This window comes from Streptomyces sp. NPDC089799 (assembly GCF_040684755.1).
GTDB lineage: Bacteria > Actinomycetota > Actinomycetes > Streptomycetales > Streptomycetaceae > Streptomyces.
The window spans coordinates 1-21,921 of record NZ_JBFBGR010000030.1; the positions used below are offsets into that span (position 1 = coordinate 1).

Annotated in this window: 20 protein-coding genes, 1 tRNA gene and 1 pseudogene; 10 read left to right on the forward strand and 12 right to left on the reverse strand. The window is 71.0% G+C overall.

Going from position 1 to position 21,921, the window contains the following annotated elements; translation table 11 throughout:
* A partial coding sequence (dnaK, locus tag AB0O36_RS27580) for a molecular chaperone DnaK (RefSeq protein WP_365114909.1) occupies positions 1–1,133 on the reverse strand: 1,133 nt, incomplete at its 3' end.
* 230 nt (positions 1,134–1,363) lie between these two features.
* Here dnaK and AB0O36_RS27585 point away from each other — a divergent pair.
* From AB0O36_RS27585 to AB0O36_RS27595, 3 genes are all read left to right on the forward strand, one after another.
* Positions 1,364–1,951 (forward strand): sugar transferase, encoded by a 588-nt coding sequence (locus AB0O36_RS27585; protein ID WP_365114910.1) that lies wholly within the window; start codon positions 1,364–1,366, stop codon positions 1,949–1,951.
* Between the two features lie 65 nt (positions 1,952–2,016).
* The gene (locus AB0O36_RS27590; protein ID WP_365114911.1) at positions 2,017–4,278 is read left to right on the forward strand and encodes a (Fe-S)-binding protein; all 2,262 of its coding nucleotides are present in this window, start codon (positions 2,017–2,019) and stop codon (positions 4,276–4,278) included.
* Between the two features lie 310 nt (positions 4,279–4,588).
* Positions 4,589–5,491 (forward strand): Yip1 family protein, encoded by a 903-nt coding sequence (locus tag AB0O36_RS27595; RefSeq protein ID WP_365114912.1) that lies wholly within the window; start codon positions 4,589–4,591, stop codon positions 5,489–5,491.
* A gap of 71 nt (positions 5,492–5,562) precedes the next feature.
* On the opposite strand, the gene AB0O36_RS27600 is transcribed toward AB0O36_RS27595, so the two are convergent.
* Complete coding sequence (locus tag AB0O36_RS27600) at positions 5,563–6,063, reverse strand: phosphoribosyltransferase (RefSeq protein ID WP_365114913.1); 501 nt, start codon at positions 6,061–6,063, stop codon at positions 5,563–5,565.
* The gene (gene dcd / locus AB0O36_RS27605; protein WP_365114914.1) at positions 6,056–6,646 is read right to left on the reverse strand and encodes a dCTP deaminase; all 591 of its coding nucleotides are present in this window, start codon (positions 6,644–6,646) and stop codon (positions 6,056–6,058) included. The genes AB0O36_RS27600 and dcd overlap by 8 nt, the downstream gene beginning before the upstream one ends.
* Before the next feature lie 459 nt (positions 6,647–7,105).
* Here dcd and AB0O36_RS27610 point away from each other — a divergent pair.
* Positions 7,106–7,176: transfer RNA gene (locus tag AB0O36_RS27610), tRNA-Gly, on the forward strand.
* 270 nt (positions 7,177–7,446) lie between these two features.
* On the opposite strand, the gene AB0O36_RS27615 is transcribed toward AB0O36_RS27610, so the two are convergent.
* A complete protein-coding gene (locus AB0O36_RS27615; protein WP_365114915.1) occupies positions 7,447–8,166 on the reverse strand; it encodes a DUF4232 domain-containing protein in 720 nt (239 codons plus the stop codon).
* A gap of 329 nt (positions 8,167–8,495) precedes the next feature.
* Here AB0O36_RS27615 and AB0O36_RS27620 point away from each other — a divergent pair, with 329 nt between their 5' ends.
* The gene (locus AB0O36_RS27620; RefSeq protein ID WP_365114916.1) at positions 8,496–9,986 is read left to right on the forward strand and encodes a helix-turn-helix transcriptional regulator; all 1,491 of its coding nucleotides are present in this window, start codon (positions 8,496–8,498) and stop codon (positions 9,984–9,986) included.
* A gap of 83 nt (positions 9,987–10,069) precedes the next feature.
* Here the strand turns inward: AB0O36_RS27620 and AB0O36_RS27625 are convergent.
* From AB0O36_RS27625 to AB0O36_RS27645, 5 genes and pseudogenes are all read right to left on the reverse strand, one after another.
* Positions 10,070–10,681 (reverse strand): annotated as a pseudogene (locus AB0O36_RS27625) (histidine phosphatase family protein); the annotation flags it as partial.
* Between the two features lie 11 nt (positions 10,682–10,692).
* On the reverse strand, positions 10,693–11,175 hold the full coding sequence (locus AB0O36_RS27630; RefSeq protein WP_365114917.1) for an SRPBCC family protein: 483 nt from the start codon (positions 11,173–11,175) through the stop codon (positions 10,693–10,695).
* Positions 11,176–11,220: 45 nt separating this feature from the next.
* A complete protein-coding gene (locus AB0O36_RS27635) occupies positions 11,221–12,981 on the reverse strand; it encodes a carbamoyltransferase C-terminal domain-containing protein (RefSeq protein WP_365114918.1) in 1,761 nt (586 codons plus the stop codon).
* Positions 12,982–13,037: 56 nt separating this feature from the next.
* Positions 13,038–14,084 (reverse strand): FAD-dependent oxidoreductase, encoded by a 1,047-nt coding sequence (locus AB0O36_RS27640; protein WP_365114919.1) that lies wholly within the window; start codon positions 14,082–14,084, stop codon positions 13,038–13,040.
* A gap of 92 nt (positions 14,085–14,176) precedes the next feature.
* On the reverse strand, positions 14,177–15,127 hold the full coding sequence (locus AB0O36_RS27645; protein ID WP_365114920.1) for a hypothetical protein: 951 nt from the start codon (positions 15,125–15,127) through the stop codon (positions 14,177–14,179).
* Between the two features lie 428 nt (positions 15,128–15,555).
* Here AB0O36_RS27645 and AB0O36_RS27650 point away from each other — a divergent pair, with 428 nt between their 5' ends.
* The gene (locus AB0O36_RS27650; protein ID WP_365114921.1) at positions 15,556–16,584 is read left to right on the forward strand and encodes a GNAT family N-acetyltransferase; all 1,029 of its coding nucleotides are present in this window, start codon (positions 15,556–15,558) and stop codon (positions 16,582–16,584) included.
* 77 nt (positions 16,585–16,661) lie between these two features.
* Here the strand turns inward: AB0O36_RS27650 and AB0O36_RS27655 are convergent, their stop codons facing one another.
* Positions 16,662–16,883 (reverse strand): DUF4287 domain-containing protein, encoded by a 222-nt coding sequence (locus AB0O36_RS27655; RefSeq protein WP_365114922.1) that lies wholly within the window; start codon positions 16,881–16,883, stop codon positions 16,662–16,664.
* Positions 16,884–17,035: 152 nt separating this feature from the next.
* Positions 17,036–17,926 (reverse strand): LysR family transcriptional regulator, encoded by an 891-nt coding sequence (locus tag AB0O36_RS27660; protein WP_365114923.1) that lies wholly within the window; start codon positions 17,924–17,926, stop codon positions 17,036–17,038.
* A 98-nt stretch (positions 17,927–18,024) separates the two neighbouring features.
* Between AB0O36_RS27660 and AB0O36_RS27665 the strand changes: the two genes are divergently transcribed.
* The 4 genes from AB0O36_RS27665 to AB0O36_RS27680 all read left to right on the forward strand — a co-directional run bounded on the left by AB0O36_RS27665 (position 18,025) and on the right by AB0O36_RS27680 (position 21,517).
* Positions 18,025–18,513, forward strand: a complete 489-nt coding sequence (locus AB0O36_RS27665; protein ID WP_365114924.1) for a VOC family protein — start codon at positions 18,025–18,027, stop codon at positions 18,511–18,513.
* On the forward strand, positions 18,513–20,072 hold the full coding sequence (locus tag AB0O36_RS27670; protein WP_365114925.1) for an MFS transporter: 1,560 nt from the start codon (positions 18,513–18,515) through the stop codon (positions 20,070–20,072). Before AB0O36_RS27665 ends, AB0O36_RS27670 begins: the two co-directional genes overlap by 1 nt.
* Positions 20,073–20,133: 61 nt before the next feature.
* Positions 20,134–20,646 (forward strand): hypothetical protein, encoded by a 513-nt coding sequence (locus AB0O36_RS27675; RefSeq protein WP_365114926.1) that lies wholly within the window; start codon positions 20,134–20,136, stop codon positions 20,644–20,646.
* A gap of 103 nt (positions 20,647–20,749) precedes the next feature.
* Positions 20,750–21,517, forward strand: coding sequence for a hypothetical protein (locus tag AB0O36_RS27680; protein WP_365114927.1), 768 nt, complete (start codon positions 20,750–20,752; stop codon positions 21,515–21,517).
* A gap of 72 nt (positions 21,518–21,589) precedes the next feature.
* On the opposite strand, the gene AB0O36_RS27685 is transcribed toward AB0O36_RS27680, so the two are convergent.
* On the reverse strand, positions 21,590–21,889 hold the full coding sequence (locus AB0O36_RS27685; RefSeq protein ID WP_365114928.1) for a hypothetical protein: 300 nt from the start codon (positions 21,887–21,889) through the stop codon (positions 21,590–21,592).
* Positions 21,890–21,921: the final 32 nt, after the last annotated feature.

Consider the following 21,921-nt stretch of genomic DNA (forward strand, 5'->3'; position numbering starts at 1 on the left):
ATGCCGCCCTTGGTCTCGATACCGAGGGACAGCGGGGTGACGTCCAGCAGCAGGACGTCCTTGACCTCACCCTTGAGGACACCGGCCTGCAGGGTGGCGCCGATGGCCACGACCTCGTCCGGGTTCACGCCCTTGTTGGCGTCCTGACCGCCGGTGAGCTCCTTGACGAGCTCGGCGACGGCCGGCATGCGGGTGGAGCCGCCGACCAGGACCACGTGGTCGATCTCGGACAGCGCGATGCCGGCGTCCTTGATGACGTTGTGGAACGGGGTCTTGCAGCGCTCCAGCAGGTCGGACGTCAGCTGCTGGAACTGAGCGCGGGTGAGCTTCTCGTCCAGGTGCAGCGGGCCCTCGGCGGAGGCCGTGATGTAGGGCAGGTTGATCGTGGTCTCCGTGGAGGAGGACAGCTCGATCTTCGCCTTCTCGGCGGCCTCGCGCAGACGCTGGAGCGCCATCTTGTCCTTGGACAGGTCGACGCCGTGGCCGTTGGCGAACTGCTTCACCAGGTAGTCGACGACGCGCTGGTCCCAGTCGTCACCACCGAGGTGGTTGTCACCGTTGGTGGCCTTCACCTCGACGACGCCGTCGCCGATCTCCAGGAGGGACACGTCGAAGGTGCCGCCACCGAGGTCGAAGACGAGGATGGTCTGGTCGTCCTTGTCGAGGCCGTAGGCCAGGGCGGCGGCGGTCGGCTCGTTGACGATGCGCAGGACGTTGAGACCGGCGATCTCGCCGGCTTCCTTCGTCGCCTGCCGCTCGGAGTCGTTGAAGTACGCCGGGACGGTGATGACCGCGTCGGTGACCTTCTCGCCCAGGTAGGCCTCGGCGTCGCGCTTCAGCTTCTGCAGGATGAAGGCGCTCATCTGCTGCGGGTTGAAGTCCTTGCCGTCCAGGTTGATCTTCCAGTCAGTGCCCATGTGGCGCTTGACCGAGCGGATCGTCCGGTCGACGTTGGTGACGGCCTGCCGCTTGGCGACCTCACCGACGAGGACCTCGCCGTTCTTGGCGAAGGCGACGACGGACGGCGTGGTCCTGGCGCCCTCGGCGTTGGTGATGACGGTGGGCTCGCCGCCTTCGAGAACGCTGACGACGGAGTTGGTGGTGCCCAGGTCGATGCCGACCGCACGAGCCATTTTGATTCCTCCAGTGGACTTGAGTGGAACAGACTCAACCATGCCATTCGTCCGCACGCACGTCAACAGACCTGAGTCGAGCCGACTCAACTCTTACGCGGCCCTTACGCGCAACCCGGCTTCCGCGAGGCGCGGGCAGGCGTTCCGCAGGGCGATGGGGGCGCGGCCACCCGGGGGACACCGCCGCGCGGCATCCCGTGGCGCAGGCCCCGCGAGGGCAATGTGGCGCCATGCGTCTGCCGCCGATCGGCCCGCCGCCGGCCAAGCGGGTCTTCGACCTGCTCGCCGCCACGGCCCTGCTGGCCGTGCTCGCGCCCCCGCTGCTCGCGATCGCCGCGGTCCTGCACATGACCCGCCTCGACGGCGCCCTCCTGCGCGAGCCCGCCGCCGGCCTCGGCGGGCGGCCGTACCGGACCTGGAGGTTCCGTGGCACCCCGGACGGATTCCTGGCGCGTCGGCGCCTGGACCGGCTGCCCCAGCTGATCAACGTCCTGCGCGGCGAGATGTCCCTGGTCGGCCCGCGCCCCGAGGACCGCCGGGACCACCCCGAGCGGCTCCTCGTACGCCCCGGGATGACCGGACTCTGGCAGGTCAGCGCGCGCTCGGGGCTCCCCTGGGACGACATGGACCTGCTCGACCGGCATTATGTCGAGCAGCACTGGCTGGGCCTGGACCTGGCCGTGCTGGCCCGCACCCCGCGGGCCGCCTTCCGGCCCCGCACACCGGCCCGCACGGCGCCCGGAGAAGGCGAAGGCGGAGGTGAGGGGGGCCTGAGCGACACAGATCACCGCGTACGCGGCTACAGTGCGGCCGTATAAGTGGGTAACCTCAGGCTTGACTGAATAAGTTACCGCTTAGTAACGGCCCGCCCGAGGAGCCTCCCATGCAACTCGCCGCGATCATCGTGTCGCTGGTCCTGACCGTGGTCGGCGTAGCGCTGATCTCCCGAGCCGTGGCGCAGATCTACCGCTTCGTGAAGCTCGGACAGCCCGTACCTGCGGGCAGCCGGACGAACGACCCGACCGCCCGGAGCATCACCCTGGGCAAGGAGTTCGTCGGCCACACGCGCATGAACCGCTGGGGCGTCGTCGGCGTCGCGCACTGGTTCGTCGCGGTCGGCTTCCTGACCCTCGGCCTGACGATCGTCACCGCCTACGGCCAGCTGTTCCAGGCCGACTGGGTGCTGCCGGTCGTCGGCGGCTGGCTGCCGTACGAGGTGTACACCGAGTTCATCTCGCTGGCGACGACGGTGGGCATCCTCGTCCTGATCGCGATCCGGCTGATGAGCCTGCCCTCGAAGGCGGGCCGCAAGTCGCGCTTCGCCGGCTCCAAGGCGTGGCAGGCGTACTTCGTCGAGTACGTCATCCTCACCATCGGCGTCTGCATCATGGCGCTGCGCGGCCTTGAGGGCGCGATCCACCACGTGGAGGGCTACGAGGCCGCGTACTGGGCCTCGTACCCGCTGGTGCTGGCGTTCAAGGGCCTGAGCATGGCCACGCTCCAGAACCTCGTGTACTTCTTCGCGATGGTCAAGCTCGGCGTGACCATGACGTGGGCGATCACCATCGGCCTCAACACGAACATGGGCGTGGCCTGGCACCGCTTCCTGGCGTTCCCGAACATCTGGTTCAAGCGGAACGCCGACGGCGCGACCGCGCTGGGCGCGCTGCAGCCGATGACCTCGGGCGGCAAGGAGATCGACTTCGAGGACCCGGGCGAGGACGACGTCTTCGGCGTCTCCCAGGTCGAGCAGTTCTCCTGGAAGGGCATCCTCGACTTCTCCACCTGCACCGAGTGCGGCCGCTGCCAGTCGCAGTGCCCCGCCTGGAACACCGGCAAGCCGCTCTCCCCGAAGCTCCTGATCATGTCGCTGCGCGACCACGCGCACGCCAAGGCCCCGTACCTGCTGGCCGGCGGCGGCAAGACCATGGAGGGCGAGGAGAAGGCGACCGAGGAGCAGCTCAAGGACGTCCCGGCGGAGGCGCTGGCCGAGGCCGAGCGCCCGCTGATCGGCACCGCCGAGGAGAACGGCGTCATCGACCCGGACGTGCTGTGGTCCTGCACCACCTGCGGTGCGTGCGTGGAGCAGTGCCCGGTCGACATCGAGCACATCGACCACATCGTCGACATGCGCCGCTACCAGGTGATGATCGAGTCCGCGTTCCCGTCCGAGGCGGGCACGATGCTCAAGAACCTGGAGAAGAAGGGCAACCCCTGGGGTCTGGCCAAGAAGCAGCGCGTCGAGTGGACCAAGGAGGTCGACTTCGAGGTCCCGATCGTCGGCAAGGACATCGAGGACCTGACCGAGGTCGACTACCTCTACTGGGTCGGCTGCGCCGGCGCCCTGGAGGACCGCGCCAAGAAGACCACCAAGGCCTTCGCGGAGCTGCTGCACATGGCGGGCGTCAAGTTCGCGATCATGGGCGGCGAGGAGAAGTGCACGGGTGACTCCCCGCGCCGCCTCGGCAACGAGCCGCTGTTCCAGCAGCTGGGCCAGGAGAACGTCGCGATGCTGAACATGGCGTTCGGCGAGGACGACGAGGACGAGTCGACGAAGAAGCCGAAGTCGGCCAAGAAGATCGTCTCGACCTGCCCGCACTGCTTCAACACCATCGCCAACGAGTACCCGCAGCTCGGCGGCGAGTACGAGGTCATCCACCACACCCAGCTGCTCCAGCACCTCATCGACGAGGGCAAGCTGGTCCCGGTGACCCCGGTGGACGGCCTGATCACCTACCACGACCCCTGCTACCTGGGCCGGCACAACAAGGTCTACACGCCGCCGCGCGAGATCATGGACGCCGTCCCCGGCCTGCGCCAGCAGGAGATGCACCGCCACAAGGAGCGCGGCTTCTGCTGCGGCGCCGGCGGCGCGCGGATGTGGATGGAGGAGCGCATCGGCAAGCGCATCAACAACGAGCGCGTCGACGAGGCCCTCTCCCTGAACCCGGACATCGTCTCCACCGCCTGCCCGTTCTGCCTCGTCATGCTGACCGACTCGGTCAACGGCAAGAAGAACGACGGCCAGGCGAAGGAGTCCGTGCAGGTCGTGGACGTCGCCCAGCTGCTGCTGGAGTCGGTGCGGACACCGGTGACGGAGGCGGCGGAGCCCGCCGCGGAGCCGGTGAAGGAGTCCGCGGAGTAGTCGCGGACCGAACGCGCACCGCCCGGCGATCGCCGGGCGCGTACGGCCGGAGGCCGGCCCTCTCACGAAGAGGGCCGGCCTCCGGTCTTTTCCGCTCTTTTCCGCCCGGACCGACAGGTGGTTCCGCCCGGACCGACAGGTGGTTCCGCCCGGACCTGACGGGTGGGCGAGAACCGGCCAGGGCGGCCCGATTCCGCCCTGAGGACAACCCCACCGGGTACCCCTAGGGGATGTCACAGCTCAGCCGCAAAGGGGGTCACTTCGGGCCGGGTGTCCCCGGCCCCCCACGGGACCAGGTACGTTCGATCACGTGGCTGGATTCAGGAACGGACGCCGGGACAACAACCGCGGCCCCCAACACCCCCCGCGGCAACAGCCGTACGGTCAGCAGCAACCGCAGGCACCGTACGGCGGTCAGCCCTACCCGCACGCGGCCCCGCCGCCGCACCAGCAGGCGTGGCCGCAGCAGGCCGGCGGACAGGGCGAGCCGGAGTACTTTGACCCGTACGGCTACCCGCACCAGCAGCAGGGCCAGGCCCCGGGGGCGTCCTCGTACGCCAACGACCCGGGCCACACGCAGGCGTTCGCCATCGGGGAGCAGCCGTACGCCCACGACCCGTACGGCCACGGCACGGCCTACCAGGCCGGCGGCCAGGCCCCGGTGCCCGTGGGCCCGCGGCTGCCCTGGAAGGCGCTGCTGAAGGGCATCGTGACCCAGCCCGGCCAGACCTTCCTGCAGATGCGGGACCACCCGGTCTGGGTCCCGGCGCTGATCGTCACCTTCCTCTACGGCCTGCTGGCCGTGTTCGGGCTGGACGAGGCGCGCGAGGACGCGCTCAGCGCGACGCTGACCAACGCCATCCCGATCGTGCTGTCGGCCGGCGTGGCCTTCGTCATCTGCGGTCTGATCCTGGGCGCCGTCACCCACACGCTGGCCCGCCAGCTGGGCGGCGACGGCGCCTGGCAGCCCACCGTGGGCCTGTCCATGCTGGTCATGTCCCTCACGGACGCGCCGCGCCTGCTCTTCGCCGTGTTCCTCGGCGGCGACAACACCATGGTGCAGGTCCTGGGCTGGGCGACCTGGATCGCCGCCGGCTTCCTCTTCACCAGCCTGATCAGCAAGTCGCACGACCTGCCGTGGCAGAAGGCGTTGGGCGCCTCCGCGATCCAGCTGATCGCCCTGCTGTCGATCATCAAGCTGGGCACGATCTGACGGCGGCCCCGAGAAGACCGGGACGAACGAAGAAGAGGGCCCGCGCGGTGCGCGGGCCCTCTTCTCGTTCGTCAGGCGTCGAGCACCTGTCCTTCGCGCCGGATCACGGGCGGCTCCACCGACCAGGGGAACTCGATCCAGTCGTCGGTCTTCTTCCACACGTACTCGCACTTCACGAGCGAGTGGGACTTCTCGTAGATCACCGCGGAGCGGACCTCGGCCACCGTGCCGAGGCAGAAGTCGTGGACCAGCTTCAGCGTCTTGCCGGTGTCGGCGACGTCGTCGACGATCAGCACCCTCTTGTCGGAGAAGTCGATCGCGTCCGGCACCGGCGCCAGCATGACCGGCATCTCCAGGGTGGTGCCCACGCCCGTGTAGAACTCCACGTTCACCAGGTGGATGTTCTTGCAGTCGAGCGCGTAGGCGAGCCCGCCGGCGACGAAGACGCCGCCCCGCGCGATGCTCAGGATGATGTCGGGCTCGTACCCGTCGGCGGCGATCGTGTGCGCCAGCTCGCGGATGGCGCGCCCGAAGCCCTCGTAGTCGAGGCTCTCGCGTACCACGTCACTCATTACGGTCGCCTACCTGCGTGCGGTGGAAGTTCTGGAAGGACCGCGAGGCGGTGGGACCGCGCTGGCCCTGGTACCGGGATCCGTAGCGCTCACTGCCGTACGGGAACTCGGCGGGCGAGCTCAGCCGGAACATGCACAGCTGGCCGATCTTCATCCCGGGCCACAGCTTGATCGGCAGCGTGGCGAGGTTCGACAGCTCCAGGGTCACGTGCCCGGAGAACCCCGGGTCGATGAAGCCCGCGGTCGAGTGGGTGACGAGCCCCAGGCGCCCAAGACTGGACTTCCCCTCCAGTCTGGAGGCAATGTCCTCGGGCAGCGAGATGACCTCGTAGGTCGAGGCGAGGACGAACTCACCGGGGTGCAGGATGAACGCCTCGTCCCCTTCCGGCTCGACCATCCTGGTCAGATCGGGCTGCTCGATGGCGGGGTCGATATGGGCATAGCGGTGATTCTCGAACACCCGGAAGAACCGGTCGAGCCGCACGTCGATGCTGGAGGGCTGCACCATCGACTCGTCGAACGGGTCGATGCGCACCCGTCCGCTGTCGATCTCGGCCCGGATGTCCTTGTCTGAGAGAAGCACGTCCCGAGGATACGCAGACCGCGCGGGCCACCCCCAATCGAGCGCCCGCGCGTCCGGCCGTACTCCCGCCGCTACCGCTTCACCGCGGTCACGGGCACGGCGTGCCGCAGCCGCGCGCACCGCGGACACCGGAGGAGCCGCCCGGGACCGATCCGGCCGGCACCGAGCTGCCGCATCGGAAACGAAGCGGTGCTGAATACGTGCCCTTCGGCACAGCGGACGACGGTGTGCTCCATCGAGTCCCTTTCCCCAACGAGCCATATGGCGACGAATCGCCACATTAGGGGATGACCGGAACCCGCCCAAGCCGCCGCTCCGCCCACACCGTACGCCCCAACTCCCGCCCGCACACACGCTCCTGCGCCGGAAACACGACAATGGCCCCACGGCTCGTTCGCCGGGGGCCGATCATGGGGTACAGTGTGCAACGATGCGGATTCCAGACAACTGGACCCCCGCGCGGATGTAGTTTAATGGTAGAACATGAGCTTCCCAAGCTTATAGCGCGGGTTCGATTCCCGTCATCCGCTCTTGAACGAAGGCCCAGGTCAGCGACCTGGGCCTTCGGCGTTGTCTGGACCGATTCAGGCCTGGTGAGGCAATCGCCGCACCCGCTCCTCACCGCCGCTTCGGCGTTCGGGGCGGCCCCTGGCGCCACGGTTCTCGTGGGCGAGGGGACGGAGCAGGCATCGCTGAGGGGCACCGGCGCGTGCTGTCCAGCGTTTCCCCGCCCAGGACAGGTGACCCGCCCGGCGACACACCCCGTGGGACGGCCGTGGCCACGGCCCCCGGAACTCCGTTCAGACGGCGCTCAGCGCGTCGCGGGTGTTGGCACGGTACAGGCCGACCTTCGGGCTGGAGACCTTGCCCGGCTTGGCCAGCCGGAGGCTGACGCCGTCCGCGTTCGGCATGTGCTCCTTGTCGGCGAGGACGTTGACCTCGTCCGCCACGGGGCCGTTGGCACCCGACGGGTTGAGGTCCACGGCCGCGTATGCCGTGGCGCCGGGGTGCACCGGGTACGCCGGGGCGCCGCCCAGTCCCCCGGGGGCAGTGGCCTGGAGACCGAGCGCGCCGCCCTTGGCGCTGAAGCCGACGGTGGGGAAGTAGTCCAGACCGCACGAGGTGGAACCGTTGTTGGTCACGGTGATGACGCGGACGGTGGCCGGAGCGCCCGTCGGGGAAGTGACCTTGACGGTCAGATTGCGGGCCGAGCAGGGGTGGGTGTAGGCGTAGGAGTCACCTGCGGTGCCCCCCGTGCCCTTACCGCCCGAACCGACCTTCGCCGCGGCAGCGGTGGCCGTGCCGGTTCCGGTGACCTTGCCGGCGGACGGGGCGACGGAAGCGCCCTCCCCGGACGGCGTCACGGTCCCGGTCGAGACCTGCTTGTCCTCGCTCTTGGTCGCGGCGGGGTTCGCCGTCGGCCCGCCGGCGCTGTCCGAGCCGCCGCAGGCGGTCAGGGCCAGAGCGAGGCCGGCGGTGGCGGTGGCCAGGGCGGTGGTGCGGAGTCGGTGGGTGCGCATGGGGAACTCTCCGTGTCGGTGCGGTCGTCGGACGGAGGCTTCTGCCTCCCGCCTGACAAGACGTTGGGTGGGGCTGCTGTTCCGGTCGGCTGCTGCCGCAGGCGGCCGAGGGCGGTCGGTGGGGCGGGTGGGGGCCTTCCCGTTGCGACCGCCGATCCGCCCGCTGATCCGATCGGCGGACCGACGGGCTGATGACGCAACTGTGGGGCCGGTTTTGTTCCAGTGGCGTCCGGGCCGGGATAGTAGGAACCCTGGAACGCTCCCGACCCTTCTCACCTGGGCGATCGGGCGAGCCTGGAACGTGCTTCCGGGATGAGGGGGAGGGTGGAATGGCCACGGAGACGGAGCGGTTCGCGGAGTTGATGCGCGGGTTCAAAGAGCGCTCGGGGCGCAGCTACGGCATGCTCGCGAAGCGTCTGCACTCCAGCAACTCGACGCTGCACCGCTATTGCAGCGGCGCGGCGGTGCCCACGGAGTACGCCCCGGTGGAGCGGTTCGCCCGAGTCTGCGGTGCCTCGGCCGACGAACTGGTCGCGCTACACCGGCAGTGGTTGCTGGCGCTGGTGGAGCGGCGGCGGGGGGTGACGGAGGGGCAGGTCGCGGGGTCGGGGGCGGCGAACTCCGTGGCGCCGCGGGGCGGTGACGCCGCGCCGGAGGTGCCACCTGCATCGACGGTGGACACCGGGGAGGCCGCGGAGGTCCGGCCGCAGGCGGAGACCGACCCGGCACCGGCCCCGGCGTCCGCGGCCGGGTCCGCCCCGGCGCCTGTCCCCGCTCCCGCTCCCGCGCCGGCGGAGGCCCCCGCACCGGCACCGGAGGCACCCGCACCCGCCCCCACCGCCCTCATCCGGCCGGGCTCCGCCCGGGCCTCCGTATGGGGGGCCCGGCGTCCTCGGCTGCTGCTCGCCGTTGCGGCCGCCGTGGCCACCGCCGCGGTGGCGGGGACCGCCGCCGCCGTCTCCGCGATGGGAGATACCGGTCACGGGGACACGCGACGCGGCGCTGCCCAGCCGTCCTCGCACGAGCGGGCGGCGGCGGGCCCTGCCCTGCCGTCCGGCGGGTCGTCGTCACCCACGCCCACAGTCGAATCCACACTCCCGTCCAGCCCCGGACCGTCGTCCCCCCCGGCAACGTCCGCGTCCGCCTCGGCAACGTCCGCGTCCCCCTCGCGGGCCACGGCCAAGGAGAGGGCCTCCTCCAGCGCCCCGTTCACGGTCAACGTCCTGCCCGACAACTGGGATAGCCCCTGCGACCAGTGGTTCGCCCTGGACAAGGCACCCGGCACGGTCCCCCCGCCCCCGGCCGGGCAGGCGACCGAAGGGTGGGCCCGGGCCCTGGACGCCGTCCCGGCGGGGCACCTGCGCATGCAGCTGACCGTCCAGGGCACCGAGGGCAAGGCCGCGGTCCTGCACGCGCTGTACGTCCATGTCGTGAGCAGCCGCAAGGCTCCCGGCTGGAACGCGTACACCATGGGTGCCGGTTGCGGCGGCGCGCTGGTGCCGGCGTCCTTCGCCGTGAACTTGGACGACGCCTCCCCGAGGGCCAGGCCCGTACCCGGCAAGGAGGGCGAGCGGCCGACGGCCTCGACCGGCTTCCCGTACAAGGTCTCCGCCACCGACCCCCAGGTGCTGAACATCGACGCCGCCACACTCGGTCAGGACGTCAGCTGGTACCTGGAGCTGGCCTGGAGCAGTGGCGACCGCAAGGGCACCACCCGCATCGACGACCGCGGTCGCCCGTTCCGCACGGTCGCCCTGAACGCCGGCCACGGCTACTGGTACAACGAGAACAACAACGCCTGGCTGCCGTACACGGATTGAAAGACCCAGACGGCTGCTTTGCGTTCCTGAACCGGCCCGCACGTGGCCTGCCAGTGGGCGGGCCGGGCCCCGGCTGGTGCGGGTCAGCGCAGGTGGTGGGTGTCGTTGAGGGTGTGCACCGTGGCGGTGCCGTGGGGGTCGTACGTCAGGGTCGACAGGGAGGCCGGTGCGACCTCCATGCGGAACAGGGTGTGCGGTGGGGCCTGGAGGGCCAGGCGGATCAGGGACCTGACCGGTACGACGTGGCTGACGACCAGGACCGTGCCGCCGGCGTGGCGGGCCAGGAGGCCGTCGCGTACGGCGGTGACCCGGCGGACGACCTGGTGCATGGTCTCGCCCGCGCCCGAGGGGGCGCGCTCGGGCGAGGCGAACCAGGCGTCCAGGTCGTCCGGGTGGCGTTCGCGGACTTCGGCGAAGGTCAGGCCCTCCCAGACGCCGAAGTCCGCTTCCCGCAGGTCTTCCTCGACCCGGAGGTTCAGGCCGAGGCGGGCTGCCACGGGACCGGCGGTCTCCTGGCAGCGCCGCATCGGTGACGTGACGACCGCCTCGATGTCGCCGCGGCCGGCGAGGACCTCCGCCACCGCCCGGGCCTGGCGGCGTCCGGCCGGCGAGAGTCCCGGATTGGAACCGCCGCTGCCGGAGATCCGCCCGTGCGGGGTCAGCAGGGTCTCGCCGTGCCGCAGCAGTACGAGCGTCGTCACGTCGCTCACTTCGAGGTCTGCGCGAAGTGGTCGCGTACGCAGTCGGTCTGCTTCTCCATGATGTCGATGATGCCCTCGACGATGTTCAGGTCGGCGTCCTCGGCGATTTCCAGGATCCGCGACCAGTCGAAGAAGCTGCGGGCGGGATCGTTGGTGATGGGGAAGACGCGGATGGTGGCCTCGTAGCTGGCGACTCCGCTGGTGGGCGCGACGGCCCGGTAGGACTGCGTCCTGTTGATCTCGTCGCGAGCGGCGATCTCCTGCTGGACGACCTTGCCGCTGAGCGTGAGCTTGAAGTCGTAGCGGCCCGGGACCGTCTCGACCGAGCCTCCCTCCACCCAGCTGACGTCCCGGTGGACGTCCAGGTCGCCGGGGGACACCATCTCCAGGATCTGCATGGCGTCGCGGATGGTCGCCCACACGGTGTCCGGGTCGGCGTCGAGGACGGTGGAGTGGTACATGGTGTGCTTGCGCTGGATCTTCGGCACTGAGTGCTCCCTACTGATGGTGGTTGACGGTCGTCGCCCGGCGGGTCATCGCTTGGCTATGACGTGGTTGCCGAGGATCAGGTAGTCGATCTCGGTGCCCATGAAGCAGTTCAGGGCGTCGGTCGGCGTGCAGACGATGGGTTCGCCGGCGACGTTGAACGAGGTGTTGATCAGGCACGGCGTGTCGGTGAGTTCGATGAACTTCCGCAGCAATGCCGTGAGCCGCGGGGTCCCCTCGTCCGTCAGGGTCTGGATGCGGGAGGTGCCGTCCACGTGTACGGCGCCGGGGATGCGGTCCTTGTACTCCTCGCGGACCGGGAAGACGAAGGTCATGTACGGGGAACTGGTCTTGCGCCCCATCTCGAAGATCTTCGGCGCCTGCTCCTCCAGGACCAGGGGAGCGAACGGGCGGAACGGCTCGCGGTGCTTGACCCGGGTGTTGATGATGTCCTTGATGTCGTCGAAGCCGGGGTTCGCGAGGATGCTGCGGTGGCCCAGCGCCCGCGGCCCGTGCTCGACGCGGCCGTCGAACCAGCCGATGACGACCTTCTGCGTCAGCAGCTGCGCCACGTGGTCGACGACCTCGTCGTCCTCCAGGCGCGTGACGGTGACGCGGTCGGCGAAGCCCTCGACGGCCTCCGCGATCGCGGCCTCGTCGTACGCCGGGCCCAGGTACGGGGTGACGGGTGCCGAGGCGGCGGCGATGGCCTCGGGACCGGTGCCGGCGTCGTTCAGCCAGGCGTGGGCCGCGGCGCCGATGGTGATGCCGGTGTCGGAGGCGCCGAAGCTGACCTGCATGTCCTCGAAGCCGGAACCCTCGAACATCGGGGTGTTGTTCAGGCAGTTCAGGGCGACACCGCCCTCGAACAGCAGCCGGTCGAGGTCCGTCCGGCCCCTCAGGTGACGGACCTGGTGGGCGGTGGCGACGTTCAGCATCTCCTGCGCCGCCGCGGAGACCCGGGAGGTGTATTCGAGGGTGTCCTCGAAGGGACCGAAGTACTCCTCGAACAGCTCGTCATGGCTGTGGAGGTTGTCGGTCTGGAGGGGCTTGGTGAAGCTGTAGCGGCCGTCGTCGTGCAGCGTCAGGAGCTTCTCGAGGAACGGGTTCGGCGAGGGCGGGGCGGCGTAGCCGGCCAGGCCCATGACCTTGTACTCGTCGTTGTTCGGGACGAAGCCGAGGAAGCGGGTGATGGAGGAGAACAGGGTGCCCATGGAGTGGTGGGCGCCGGTGACGCTGTCCTCGAAGACGGTGATCCTGCCGCCGCGGATCTCGCCGGTCAGGGTCGAGAAGCGCTCGGCGCGGCCGTCGCTGACCAGGAACGCGGCGTCCTTCATGCCGGCCAGGTAGTAGCCGGTGGTGGCGTGGGCCAGGTGGTGCGGAACGAAGCGGACCTTGGCCGGGTCGGGGCGGTGTCCGGTGCGGGCCTCGAAGTCGGCGAGGATCGCGTCGTGGCTGACGACCTGCTCGAACAGGTCCCTCATGTCGGCCACGAGGCGCGCCTTGGCGTCCTCCGGCGCCGACGAGCTGCGGATGCCGTCGAGGATCTCGTCCAGGACCTGCTCGGACCAGTTCCAGGGGAAGGCGAACAGGTCCACGTCGTCGTAGGTGATGCCGGCTTCCTCCAGGCACCAGTCGATCGCGTTCACGGGGAAGTCGGTGGTCTTCTTCTCCCGGTTGAGGCGCTCTTCCTCCACCGCGGCGACCAGGCGGCCGTCGATCACGAGTGCGGCGGCGGCGTCGTGGCCCAGGAGGTAATGCTTGTTGATGCCGGTCGCGCCGAAGCGTTCGGAGAAGAACTCCGACACCCGGCTGAAACCATTACATCCAAGAACAATCACGGGATTCTTTCCTGTTTCTAGGTCTACTTGGCGATCAGCAGATCGCGGAGCTTCTCCCCGGCCGCGGGTGCCTGGCACAGCCCCGCCCCGGTGAACCCGGCCGCGTACAGGAAGCGGCGGGTGGGGTGCTCTCCGATGAAGGCCGTGTTGTTGGGACTGGCGTCGAAGTCACCGCTCCACGCACGGTGCAGGCCGATGCCGTCCAGGGCCGGGAACACGGTGCCGAGGTGGCCGGCGATGCGGCCGAGCCAGGCGTCGCGCGTCTCCCCGGCCTGGGGGGCTCCCATGGCGAGCAGGATGCGGTCCTTCCACGAGCGGATCCGCAGGCCCGATGCGGCGTGCATCGTCATCGGCAGCTCGGGGTACGGGGACGGCGGTACGTCGGTGAGCAGCATCTCCATCGTGCGCGGTGTCAGCGGCAGGTCGACCGAGGCCATGGCCGCCACCTCGCCGGACCAGGGCCCGGCCGTGCACACGATGCTGTCCGCCTTGATGCTCCCCTGCGGGGTGTGGACGGTGTTGTCGTCGTCGATGCGCGTGACGGGCGTGTGCGTGAACAGCCGGGCCCCGTGGTTGCGGGCGGCGGCGGCGTAACCGCGCACGATGTCGAGGCCGTCGACGTGGTACGCCTCCGGGGACCAGGCGGCGGCCAGGACGGCGCGCTCGTTGATCAGCGGGTTGAGTCCGGCGGCTTCCCGGGCACTGATCAGGCCGACCTCGACGCCCGCGGCCTGCTGGGCCTGATGGGTGGCCTCGAATTCGGCGATCTGCTGTTCCTCGGTGAACAGCGCCATGAACCCGAGCCGCTTCAGGCCGAGCGGGGCTTCGGTCCGGCGGGCGAAGTCGTGGTAGGCGTTCAGGCTGCGCACGGCCAGCTGCCCGGTGTGGGGGTTGCCGGGGAAGTAGGTGCGGACCATGCCGGCCGTGTGGGCGGAGGCCCCGCCGCCGAGACCTCCGCGTTCCAGCAGCACGGTGTCCACGCCGGCTTCGGCGAGGTGGTAGGCGGCAGAGGTTCCGATCACTCCCCCGCCGATGACGACGGCGTCGGCGCGGGCAGGCAGGGCGCTCAAGGTCTTCCTTCTCCTGTGGTGTGGGGTTCGGGTGGCGGCGGGGTTCCCCGGCCGCTCCCCCGGCGGGTCCGCTCCGGGCGTGGCCGCGTGCCTCAGCCGGCGACCTGCTGGCGCAGGTGGTCCCCGGTCTCCCACGGGTACAGCTGGAGGTTCCAGCCGCCGAGGCAGTTGACGTAGAGGGCCATGTGGCTGGCGACGGCGTAGAAGTCGTCACGGTCGAGGTCGTCCAGGACGGCGAGGAAGCGCTGGGTGAACTCCCACAGCTTCTCCAGGCCGCAGTAGCCGAGGAATTCGGCGGGGACACCGACCAGGAGGCGGGTCATGTGGACGAGGGAGTCCATGGGCATGCCCTGGACGGCGGCGCGGATGATGCCGCCGTAGGAGGCGTAACCCAGCGGCCGGGTCTCGCCGTTGACGAAGAGCAGGGTGGGGATGACGGTCCCGAAGTTGCCCGCCCGGGAGGGGATGATGCCCCGGTGGAGGTCGTCCAGCTCGGGCGGCGGCGCCAGCCAGATCTTCTCGGTCTCGGTGAGGACGTCGGCGATCAGGGCGGCGGCGTCCGCGTGGGCGGCGGGGAGCTTCGGGATGCTGTGGCCGCCGGGCTCGCCCGCACGGCGGACCTCGGCGCGGATCTGCTTCTTCGTGGAGTAGACGGCGTCCCAGATCGCGGCCCCGGCTTCCTGCAGGGCGGGGATGTCCGCCTCACGGATCTGTCCGACGGGGTTGGCGGGCATGGGCTCGGTCAGGGTTCCGTACTTGATGCCCAGGTGCTGCAGGCCGGACAGGAACACGGTGCCGTCGGGGGCCTCGCGCCGGTCGGGGATGCGGGTGGTGTGGGGGGTGTGCAGCAGGGCGGGTATGGGCGATACGTGGTAGAGGTGCTCGCCCGCGATGAGGGCGTGCCCCTGGAGGCTCTGGTAGGGCAGGGACTCCCACAGGGCGTCTGCGAGGGCCGGGTTACGGCCGTCAAGGTCGGCGGTGACCGTGATGCCGAGATCGGGCCAGGAAATCTCGATCTGACGGTCAGGCAGCTTCTCCGACATGGCTCTCCCCGTTCGTTTGTTCGGCTTCTCGCCAACGAGTAGATCGCCAACCGCCGTGTTTCAGGCAGGCGTTGAAAGCATGAAAGTCGGGCATCCCAAGATCCGTAAACTTTGGACGATCCTCCGACCACACCCGTCCGGGCAGGCTGCTATGCGGCGGTTCACCGTCGCCGCGCTGGTGATTCATCCGTGCCTGACCGCCTACGATCCGTCACCGCGGCCCATGAACCGGACTTGGAGGATCCACCGGAGGCACCCGATCCGGTCCGGACCAGGGATCGCCGGAACACCGCGGTCGGGACGCGCGGCCGACGGTCCGGAGCCGCGCTCGGGGCCGCCGGGAAATCCGGTGTGCCGGAACGTCAGCGGCCCGTACCCTTCGCCGGGTTGACCAGCGCCGGACCGGATCGATCACAGGGGTCGCCACCTTGACCGCACACGTACAGCTGACGCAGCCCGACCGGATCTCGACCGCCGAGAGCTCCGCATGGCACCGGGTCGTGGCCGCTTCCATGGCCCACGACCTGCCCGGAGTGCCCGTGCCCGGGCCGGAGGAGGTCCATGCGCGGCTGACCGAGCCCGCGCTGGGCAGCCGGCGGCTGACCTGGACGGCCACGAGCGGCGACGGCAGCGTGATCGGCGTGGCCGTCCTGCGCCTCTTCACCTGGCCCGGTCAGGACCACCTGGCCGAACTGGACCTGCACGTCGACCCCGCGCACCGGCGCGCGGGCAACGGGTCCCTGCTGCTGTCCGCGGCCGTGGCCGCCTGCCGGGACGAGAACCGGCGCAGCCTGGTGGCCACGACCGCCGCCGAGGGTGCGGGCGAGGGCTTCTGCCTGCGGTCGGGCTTCAAGCAGGCCCTCTCCCTGGACCACTTGATACTGCCGCTCTCCGGAGCGGAGCGAGCCGAGGGGGCGGAGGGCCCGGACCTGGAGGCGGTGCACCGGATCGCCGGTGCCGCCCACCCCGGCTACCGGCTGACCGGCTGGACCGGCACGGTCCCCGACGGCCTCGCCGCCGCCTTCGCCACGGCCAAGAGCGCGATGAACGACATGCCCATGGGCGACGTGGACTTCGGGCGCGTCGAGTGGGACGAGGACCGGGTCCGCACGATGGCCGGCGTGGTCGCCGACCGCGGGGACACCCTGCTGACCATCGCCGCCCTCCACGAGGACGGCGACATGGCCGGCTACACCGAGATCGTGCTGCCCCAGGGCCGGCCGCCGCGCGCCCAGCAGTACGACACCGCGGTGGTGCCCGGGCACCGCGGGCACGGGCTGGGGCTGTGGCTCAAGGCCGCGATGGTGTGCCGGCTGCTCGCGGAGCACCCCGCGTTCACCGAGATCGAGACCGACAACGCCGAGGACAACGTCCACATGCTGGCGGTCAACCGCGCGCTGGGCTTCCGCTCCTACCGCCGGACCCGCGAGTTCCAGCTGGACCTCTCCGCGTCCTGAGTGCCGTACGGCACTCCCGTACGGCGCTTGCTTACGGCACTCCCGTACGGCGTCACGGCCGCGCCCCGTGAGCCGGCTCAGCCGGTCTTGTCCTCGTCGAGCGTGTGCTTGACGAGGGCGTTGGCGTGGCCGTGGCCCAGGCCGTGCTCGGACTTGAGCCAGGCGACGAGTTCCATGTGCCGGGTCAGCGGAGAGGTGCGGATGAGGTCCTTCCACTCCGCGATCGGGCGGCCGTACTTCTTCTCGATCGAGGGGAAGTAGCCGGCCGGGTTGCCCTTCGGCGCGTGGGTGGTGGTCATGGTGTGCTCCTCGTCCCGGTGGTCGTTTCGGTGGTCGTGTCGGTGGTCGTGTCGGTGGTGCCGCCGCGTTGCCGTGCTGCTGGTCCTATGACCGTCGGCAGGAGGCGGATTCATCGGCGAGACGGTGTGAGCCGAGTCACACGAGCGGGGGCTCAGAGCTGCATGGTGCCCAGTTCGCGGGCCAGCCGGACGAACGCCCTGGCCGGCTCGCTCTCCGAGTCCGACCGCCACACCAGTCCCCACCGCAGCGGCGGGGCATCGCGCAGGTGCAGGTAGGTGATGTCGGGGCGGACGTAGTAGCGGGTGACCTGCGCACCGAGGCTGTGGATCGCGTCCCCCGACGAGATGATCGCGTACAGCTCGTCGAGGTTGACGCAGGTGTGCGTCCGTTCGATCGCCCGGCCGCTGGGCGTCCGGAACGGCGTGAACGCGTCCTCCCAGTAGTCGGGCTGCTGCACCTCGGCGCCCACCACCCCGTGATCGGCCAGCGCTTCCACGGAGAGCGAGCGGCGGACGGCCAGCACGTGGTCGGAGGCCACCGCCGCCACCCGGCCCTCCTCGAACAGCACCGGCCCGATGGTGAGGTCCGGCTCCTCCACCGGCAGCCAGGCCAGCAGCAGGTCGATCTCTCCGTTGCGCAGCGGGCCGAACGCGTCGATGAAGCCGTTGTGCCGGAGCCGTAGCCCCCACTCCGGGTGGAGCGAGCGGAAGGCGTCCCAGAACGGCCGGAGTTCATGGCCGTTGGTGACCATCAGGCCGATCCGCAGGACGTCGGTCTGGCCCCGGGCCGCGAGCCGGGCCCGCTGCACGCCGTCCCAGAGACCGCGGTAGACCGGCCGCAGGTCGTCGCGCAACCGGGTGCCGACCGGTGTCAGCCGCACCATGCGGCTGGTGCGCTCGAAGAGCTGGGCCCCGATGAACCGTTCCTGCTTCTTGATCGCCTGGCTGACCCGGGCGACCGACACGTGCAGCCGCTCCGCGGTCCGGCCGAAGTGCAGTTCCTCCGCCAGGGTCAGGAATATCTCGATGTCGCGCAGCTCCAAGCCGCCCAGCTCCCCCGGCCGTTCGTTAACCCGTGCCTTAACCGGCGTTGCATGATCGGCCGTTGATGGACTGCTTGTCCACGCCAATGCTGGACGGCATGAACGTCGTCACCAGTGGCGTGTCGCTGACCGTCGTCGACCCGGCCGCATCCCGCAGCTTCTTCACCACCCACCTCGGCTTCCGGGAGGCCGAGGAGGCCGAGGGGTACGTCCTGCTCGTCCGCGACGACGCGGCCGCCGACCTCGTCCTGCTGGAGCGGGATCCCGAACTCCCCCGGCCGCACCGGCCGGGCGGCGGGTTCGCCGACATGGCCGTGTCCCTCACGGTCACGGACGTCGCCGCCGAACACGAACGGCTGCGCCGGGAGTGCCCCGCCGTCACCGGACCGCTGGAGTCCGAGCCCTGGGGCGAACTCCGGTTCCGGCTCACCGACCCCAACGGCGTGGTCGTCCAGCTCCTCGAATGGCAGCCGCCCGCCGGAGCTCCCGGCCGCGGGGCGCCCGCCGCGGGTCCCGGCCACCGGGCACCCGCCGCAGGACCCGGCCGCGGCCGCCCGAGCCCCCCACACGCCACCGAGAGGTACTGATGGAAGCCATCCGCACACCGGACCCACGCCGCGGGCTCGTCCTGGTCGTGCTGTGCCTGAGCACGCTGACGCTGGTCATCGACGCCATGGTCCTCACCGTGGCGGTCCCGTCGCTCGCCGGGGACCTGGGGGCGAGCGGCCGGGACATCCAGTGGATCATCGACTCGTACCTCCTGGCCCTCGCGGGACTGCTCCTGACCTCCGGCAGCCTGTCCGACCGGTTCGGACGCCGGCGGGTGATGGTCACCGGGCTCGTGCTGTTCGGCGGAGCCTCGGCACTCGGGGCGGCGGCCGGCGGCCCGGGACAGCTGATCGCGGCCCGCGCGGTGATGGGCATCGGGGCCGCACTGATCATGCCGTGCACGGTCTCCGTCCTGACCGGCTCCTTCGACGACGGGGGGCGGACCCGGGCGGTCGCCCTCTGGGGGGCCGTGTCCGTGGCCGGCCTGGTCGGCGGCCCGCTGCTGGGCGGGTGGCTGGTCTCCGCGTACGGATGGGGAGCGGTGTTCCTGGTCAACGTCCCGGTCGCCGTGCTCGCCGTGATCGCCGTGTGCGCGCTGGTCCCGGAATCCAGGGGGCCCCGGCGGAAGGCGGACCCGATCGGCATGGTGCTGTCGGTCATCGGGATGACCGCACTGGTGTGGACGGTCATCGAGCTGCCCGGGCACGGCCTGGAGCGGACCGGCACCCGGGTCGCCCTGGCCGTGGCGGTCCTGGGCCTGACCGGCTTCGCCGTGTGGGAGAGGCGTACGCCGCACCCGATGCTCCCGGTGTCCCTGTTCCGCGACCGGGCGTTCACCGCCGCCGGTGTCGCGCTGGTGCTGGTGACCTTCGCCCACGGCGGTCTGCTGCTGGTGCTGACCCAGTACCTGCAGTTCGTCCGCGGCTACACGCCGGCCGAGGCGGGCCTCGCCTTCACCCCCATGGCCGTCGCCGCGCTCGCGTTCAACCTGATCGGCGCCGGTGTGGTGGCCAGGACCGGCAGCAGGTTCATGACGGTCCTCGGCCTGCTGGTGACCGCGACCGGGTTCGGCGTACTGACCAGGCTGTCGGCGGAGCACGGCTGGGGGACGGTGGCCGCCGCCACGGTCCTCGTCGGTGCGGGCGCCGGCCTGGCGATGACCGGCGCGACCGGCGCCCTGACGGGAGCCGTGCCGGCCGGGCACACGGGGGCCGGGCAGACGGGGGCCCCGACGGCGCTGAACGACACGATGCAGCAGGCCGGTGCCGCGCTCGGCGTGGCCGTGCTGGGCGCCGTACTGTCGGCCGCCTATACATCGGAGATGCCCGGCGGCGCCCCGGAGCCCGCGCGGCGCTCGGTGGCCGAGGCGCTGGTCACGGCCGCCCGTACCGGTGACGCCGGTCTGGCCGCCACGGCCCGCGGGGCGTTCGCCTCGGCCGTGTCCACCGGCTTCGCGGTGGGGGCCTGCGGGGTCGTGGCCGCGGCCGCGATGGCCCTGCTGCTGATGCGGAACCGCAAGGCGGAGGCGGCCGCCGGGCGCGACAAGGGCGGCAACGAACTGACGCAGGACCAGTTCGCACTGGCCATCGGCCCCTGAATCCACGGGCGGCAGCCGGGCGGTGTCCGCGGTCGTGCCGGAGGGCACTACGCTCGCCGGCATGGCCCCGCTCCGCACCTCACCCGGCAGAGCGCGGTCCCGCCGGCCGGCGGGAGCGCGGCTCCTGCCGCGTGCGCTGCCGCGGCCGCTGCTGCGGCTGCTCGGGCTGGCGGTGCTGCTGTTCGGTTTCCTCTACACGCACGGCGTGAACGCCGAGACCACGGCGAGCCATCTGGGCGGCCATGCCGTTTCCGTGACGGTCCCTCACGAGGCCGCCGGCCCCGTGGACGCCGTACCGCACGGCCATCAGGTCCACCGGGGCGCGCACGGGGGCACGGACGGGGACGAGAACGGGAACGGGGACGAGCGGGACGGCGGCTCGCATCCGGCCGGTGTGTGCGCCTCCGGGCAGCCACCGGAAGCCGCCGGGGCCGAACCCCCCGCGCCGGCCCTGCTCGCCTGGGCCTGCCGCGGCCCGGCGGACCGTACGGCCGTCTCCGTGCCGGTCGCGGAGCCGCCGGCCGCCCTCCCACCGGGTGATTACTCCGCACGTTCCGTGGTGCAGCGGATCTAGGTCCGCCGGTCGAAGCACGAAGTCATCTCTTCCCATGCCTTCCTGACCTGGCGTGACGCGCCCTCCGGCCGCTCCGCCATGTGCCGACCGAGGAGTTCCTCCGTTGTCCACGCAGCACCTGACCGACCGCCCCGGCCCCTCCCCGTCCCCGTCCCCGGGTCGCCCTTCCCCCACCCGGGCCGCACTGCGCCGCGCCCGCAACAGCCGGGCCCGACGGCTGTCCCTGCCCGCCCGCTACCTCGGTTACGTCGGCTACTTCGTCGGCGCCGGTCTGATCAGCGGCGCGGTCGTGCACCACCCGCTCGATCCCGCCCGCTACACCCGGATCGCCGGCTACGGCGTCCTCGTCTTCCTCGCCGCCACCGTCCTCAACGAGTTCGTCATCAGCCGGGAGCGGCCCGGGCTGCGGCGCGCCTGCGCGGTCATCGGCGCCTCGCTGATGCTGTCCTTCGGCATCGGCATGCTCAGCGGCGGGCTCCAGCACTTCGAGGACTTCCCCGCCCGCGGGGCCGTGCTCGTGCCGCTCGGGCTGGTCGTGTCCTTCGTCGCCTTCGTGCTCAAGGACGAGCACACCTCCTGGCGGAGCCTCTTCGGCCCCGTGGGACCGGCGGTGGTCGTGATCGCGGCGCTCGCCTTCCTGGGGCTGCGCCAGCTGGCGGCGTCCACGGGCCCGGCGGAGAGCGGCGGGCACGAGCACGGTCCGGCTCCCGCCCCGTCCGCGTCCGCTCCCGCAAACGCTCCGGGAGGCCCCGGCGCGCCCTCCTCAGCCCCCACCCCGGCGAACGGGCGGAAGAGCCCCGAGAACAGCCCCGAGAGCAGCGCGGAGAAGAGCCCGGAGAAGGGGCACGGCGGCGACGCACACAGCCACTGAGGCGAGCCGTGGGCCCGCGGTCACCGCCCCGGGCCCACGGCCCCCTTCGGCCCTCACGGCCCCCTGCGCCCCTCACGGCTCCATATGGCTGAAGCCCACCTCGAAGTGTTCGACCGACACGATGCGCTGCCCCTCCCGCTGGGCGGACTCCCCGCGGATGCGGGAGGCCAGCTCCTCGCTGTCCCGCATGGCCTGCTCGCTGTCCCACAGGGTCAGCGACTTGGCCCGTCCGGACGCCCGGTCGACGAGGTAGTACACGCCCCGGAAGCCGGGGACGCCCTGGACCTGCCGGACGATCGCCGCGGAGTTGCCGGTGACGTCCCCCTCCGCCGGAACCGGTGACCCCTGGTACGTGCTCAGCCTGGCGAACATCGATCACGACACCTCTCGATACCCGTTCTGGG

What these genes read in the sequence shown, in the direction of transcription:
- AB0O36_RS27665 (WP_365114924.1), top strand. Translation starts at nt 18,025, where the DNA reads ATGAACGTCGTCACCAGTGGCGTGTCGCTGACCGTCGTCGACCCGGCC.
- AB0O36_RS27590 (WP_365114911.1), top strand. Translation starts at nt 2,017, where the DNA reads ATGCAACTCGCCGCGATCATCGTGTCGCTGGTCCTGACCGTGGTCGGC.
- AB0O36_RS27615 (WP_365114915.1), bottom strand. Translation starts at nt 8,166, where the DNA reads ATGCGCACCCACCGACTCCGCACCACCGCCCTGGCCACCGCCACCGCC.
- AB0O36_RS27685 (WP_365114928.1), bottom strand. Translation starts at nt 21,889, where the DNA reads ATGTTCGCCAGGCTGAGCACGTACCAGGGGTCACCGGTTCCGGCGGAG.
- AB0O36_RS27670 (WP_365114925.1), top strand. Translation starts at nt 18,513, where the DNA reads ATGGAAGCCATCCGCACACCGGACCCACGCCGCGGGCTCGTCCTGGTC.
- AB0O36_RS27620 (WP_365114916.1), top strand. Translation starts at nt 8,496, where the DNA reads ATGGCCACGGAGACGGAGCGGTTCGCGGAGTTGATGCGCGGGTTCAAA.
- AB0O36_RS27675 (WP_365114926.1), top strand. Translation starts at nt 20,134, where the DNA reads ATGGCCCCGCTCCGCACCTCACCCGGCAGAGCGCGGTCCCGCCGGCCG.
- AB0O36_RS27585 (WP_365114910.1), top strand. Translation starts at nt 1,364, where the DNA reads ATGCGTCTGCCGCCGATCGGCCCGCCGCCGGCCAAGCGGGTCTTCGAC.
- AB0O36_RS27600 (WP_365114913.1), bottom strand. Translation starts at nt 6,063, where the DNA reads ATGAGTGACGTGGTACGCGAGAGCCTCGACTACGAGGGCTTCGGGCGC.
- AB0O36_RS27655 (WP_365114922.1), bottom strand. Translation starts at nt 16,883, where the DNA reads ATGACCACCACCCACGCGCCGAAGGGCAACCCGGCCGGCTACTTCCCC.
- AB0O36_RS27645 (WP_365114920.1), bottom strand. Translation starts at nt 15,127, where the DNA reads ATGTCGGAGAAGCTGCCTGACCGTCAGATCGAGATTTCCTGGCCCGAT.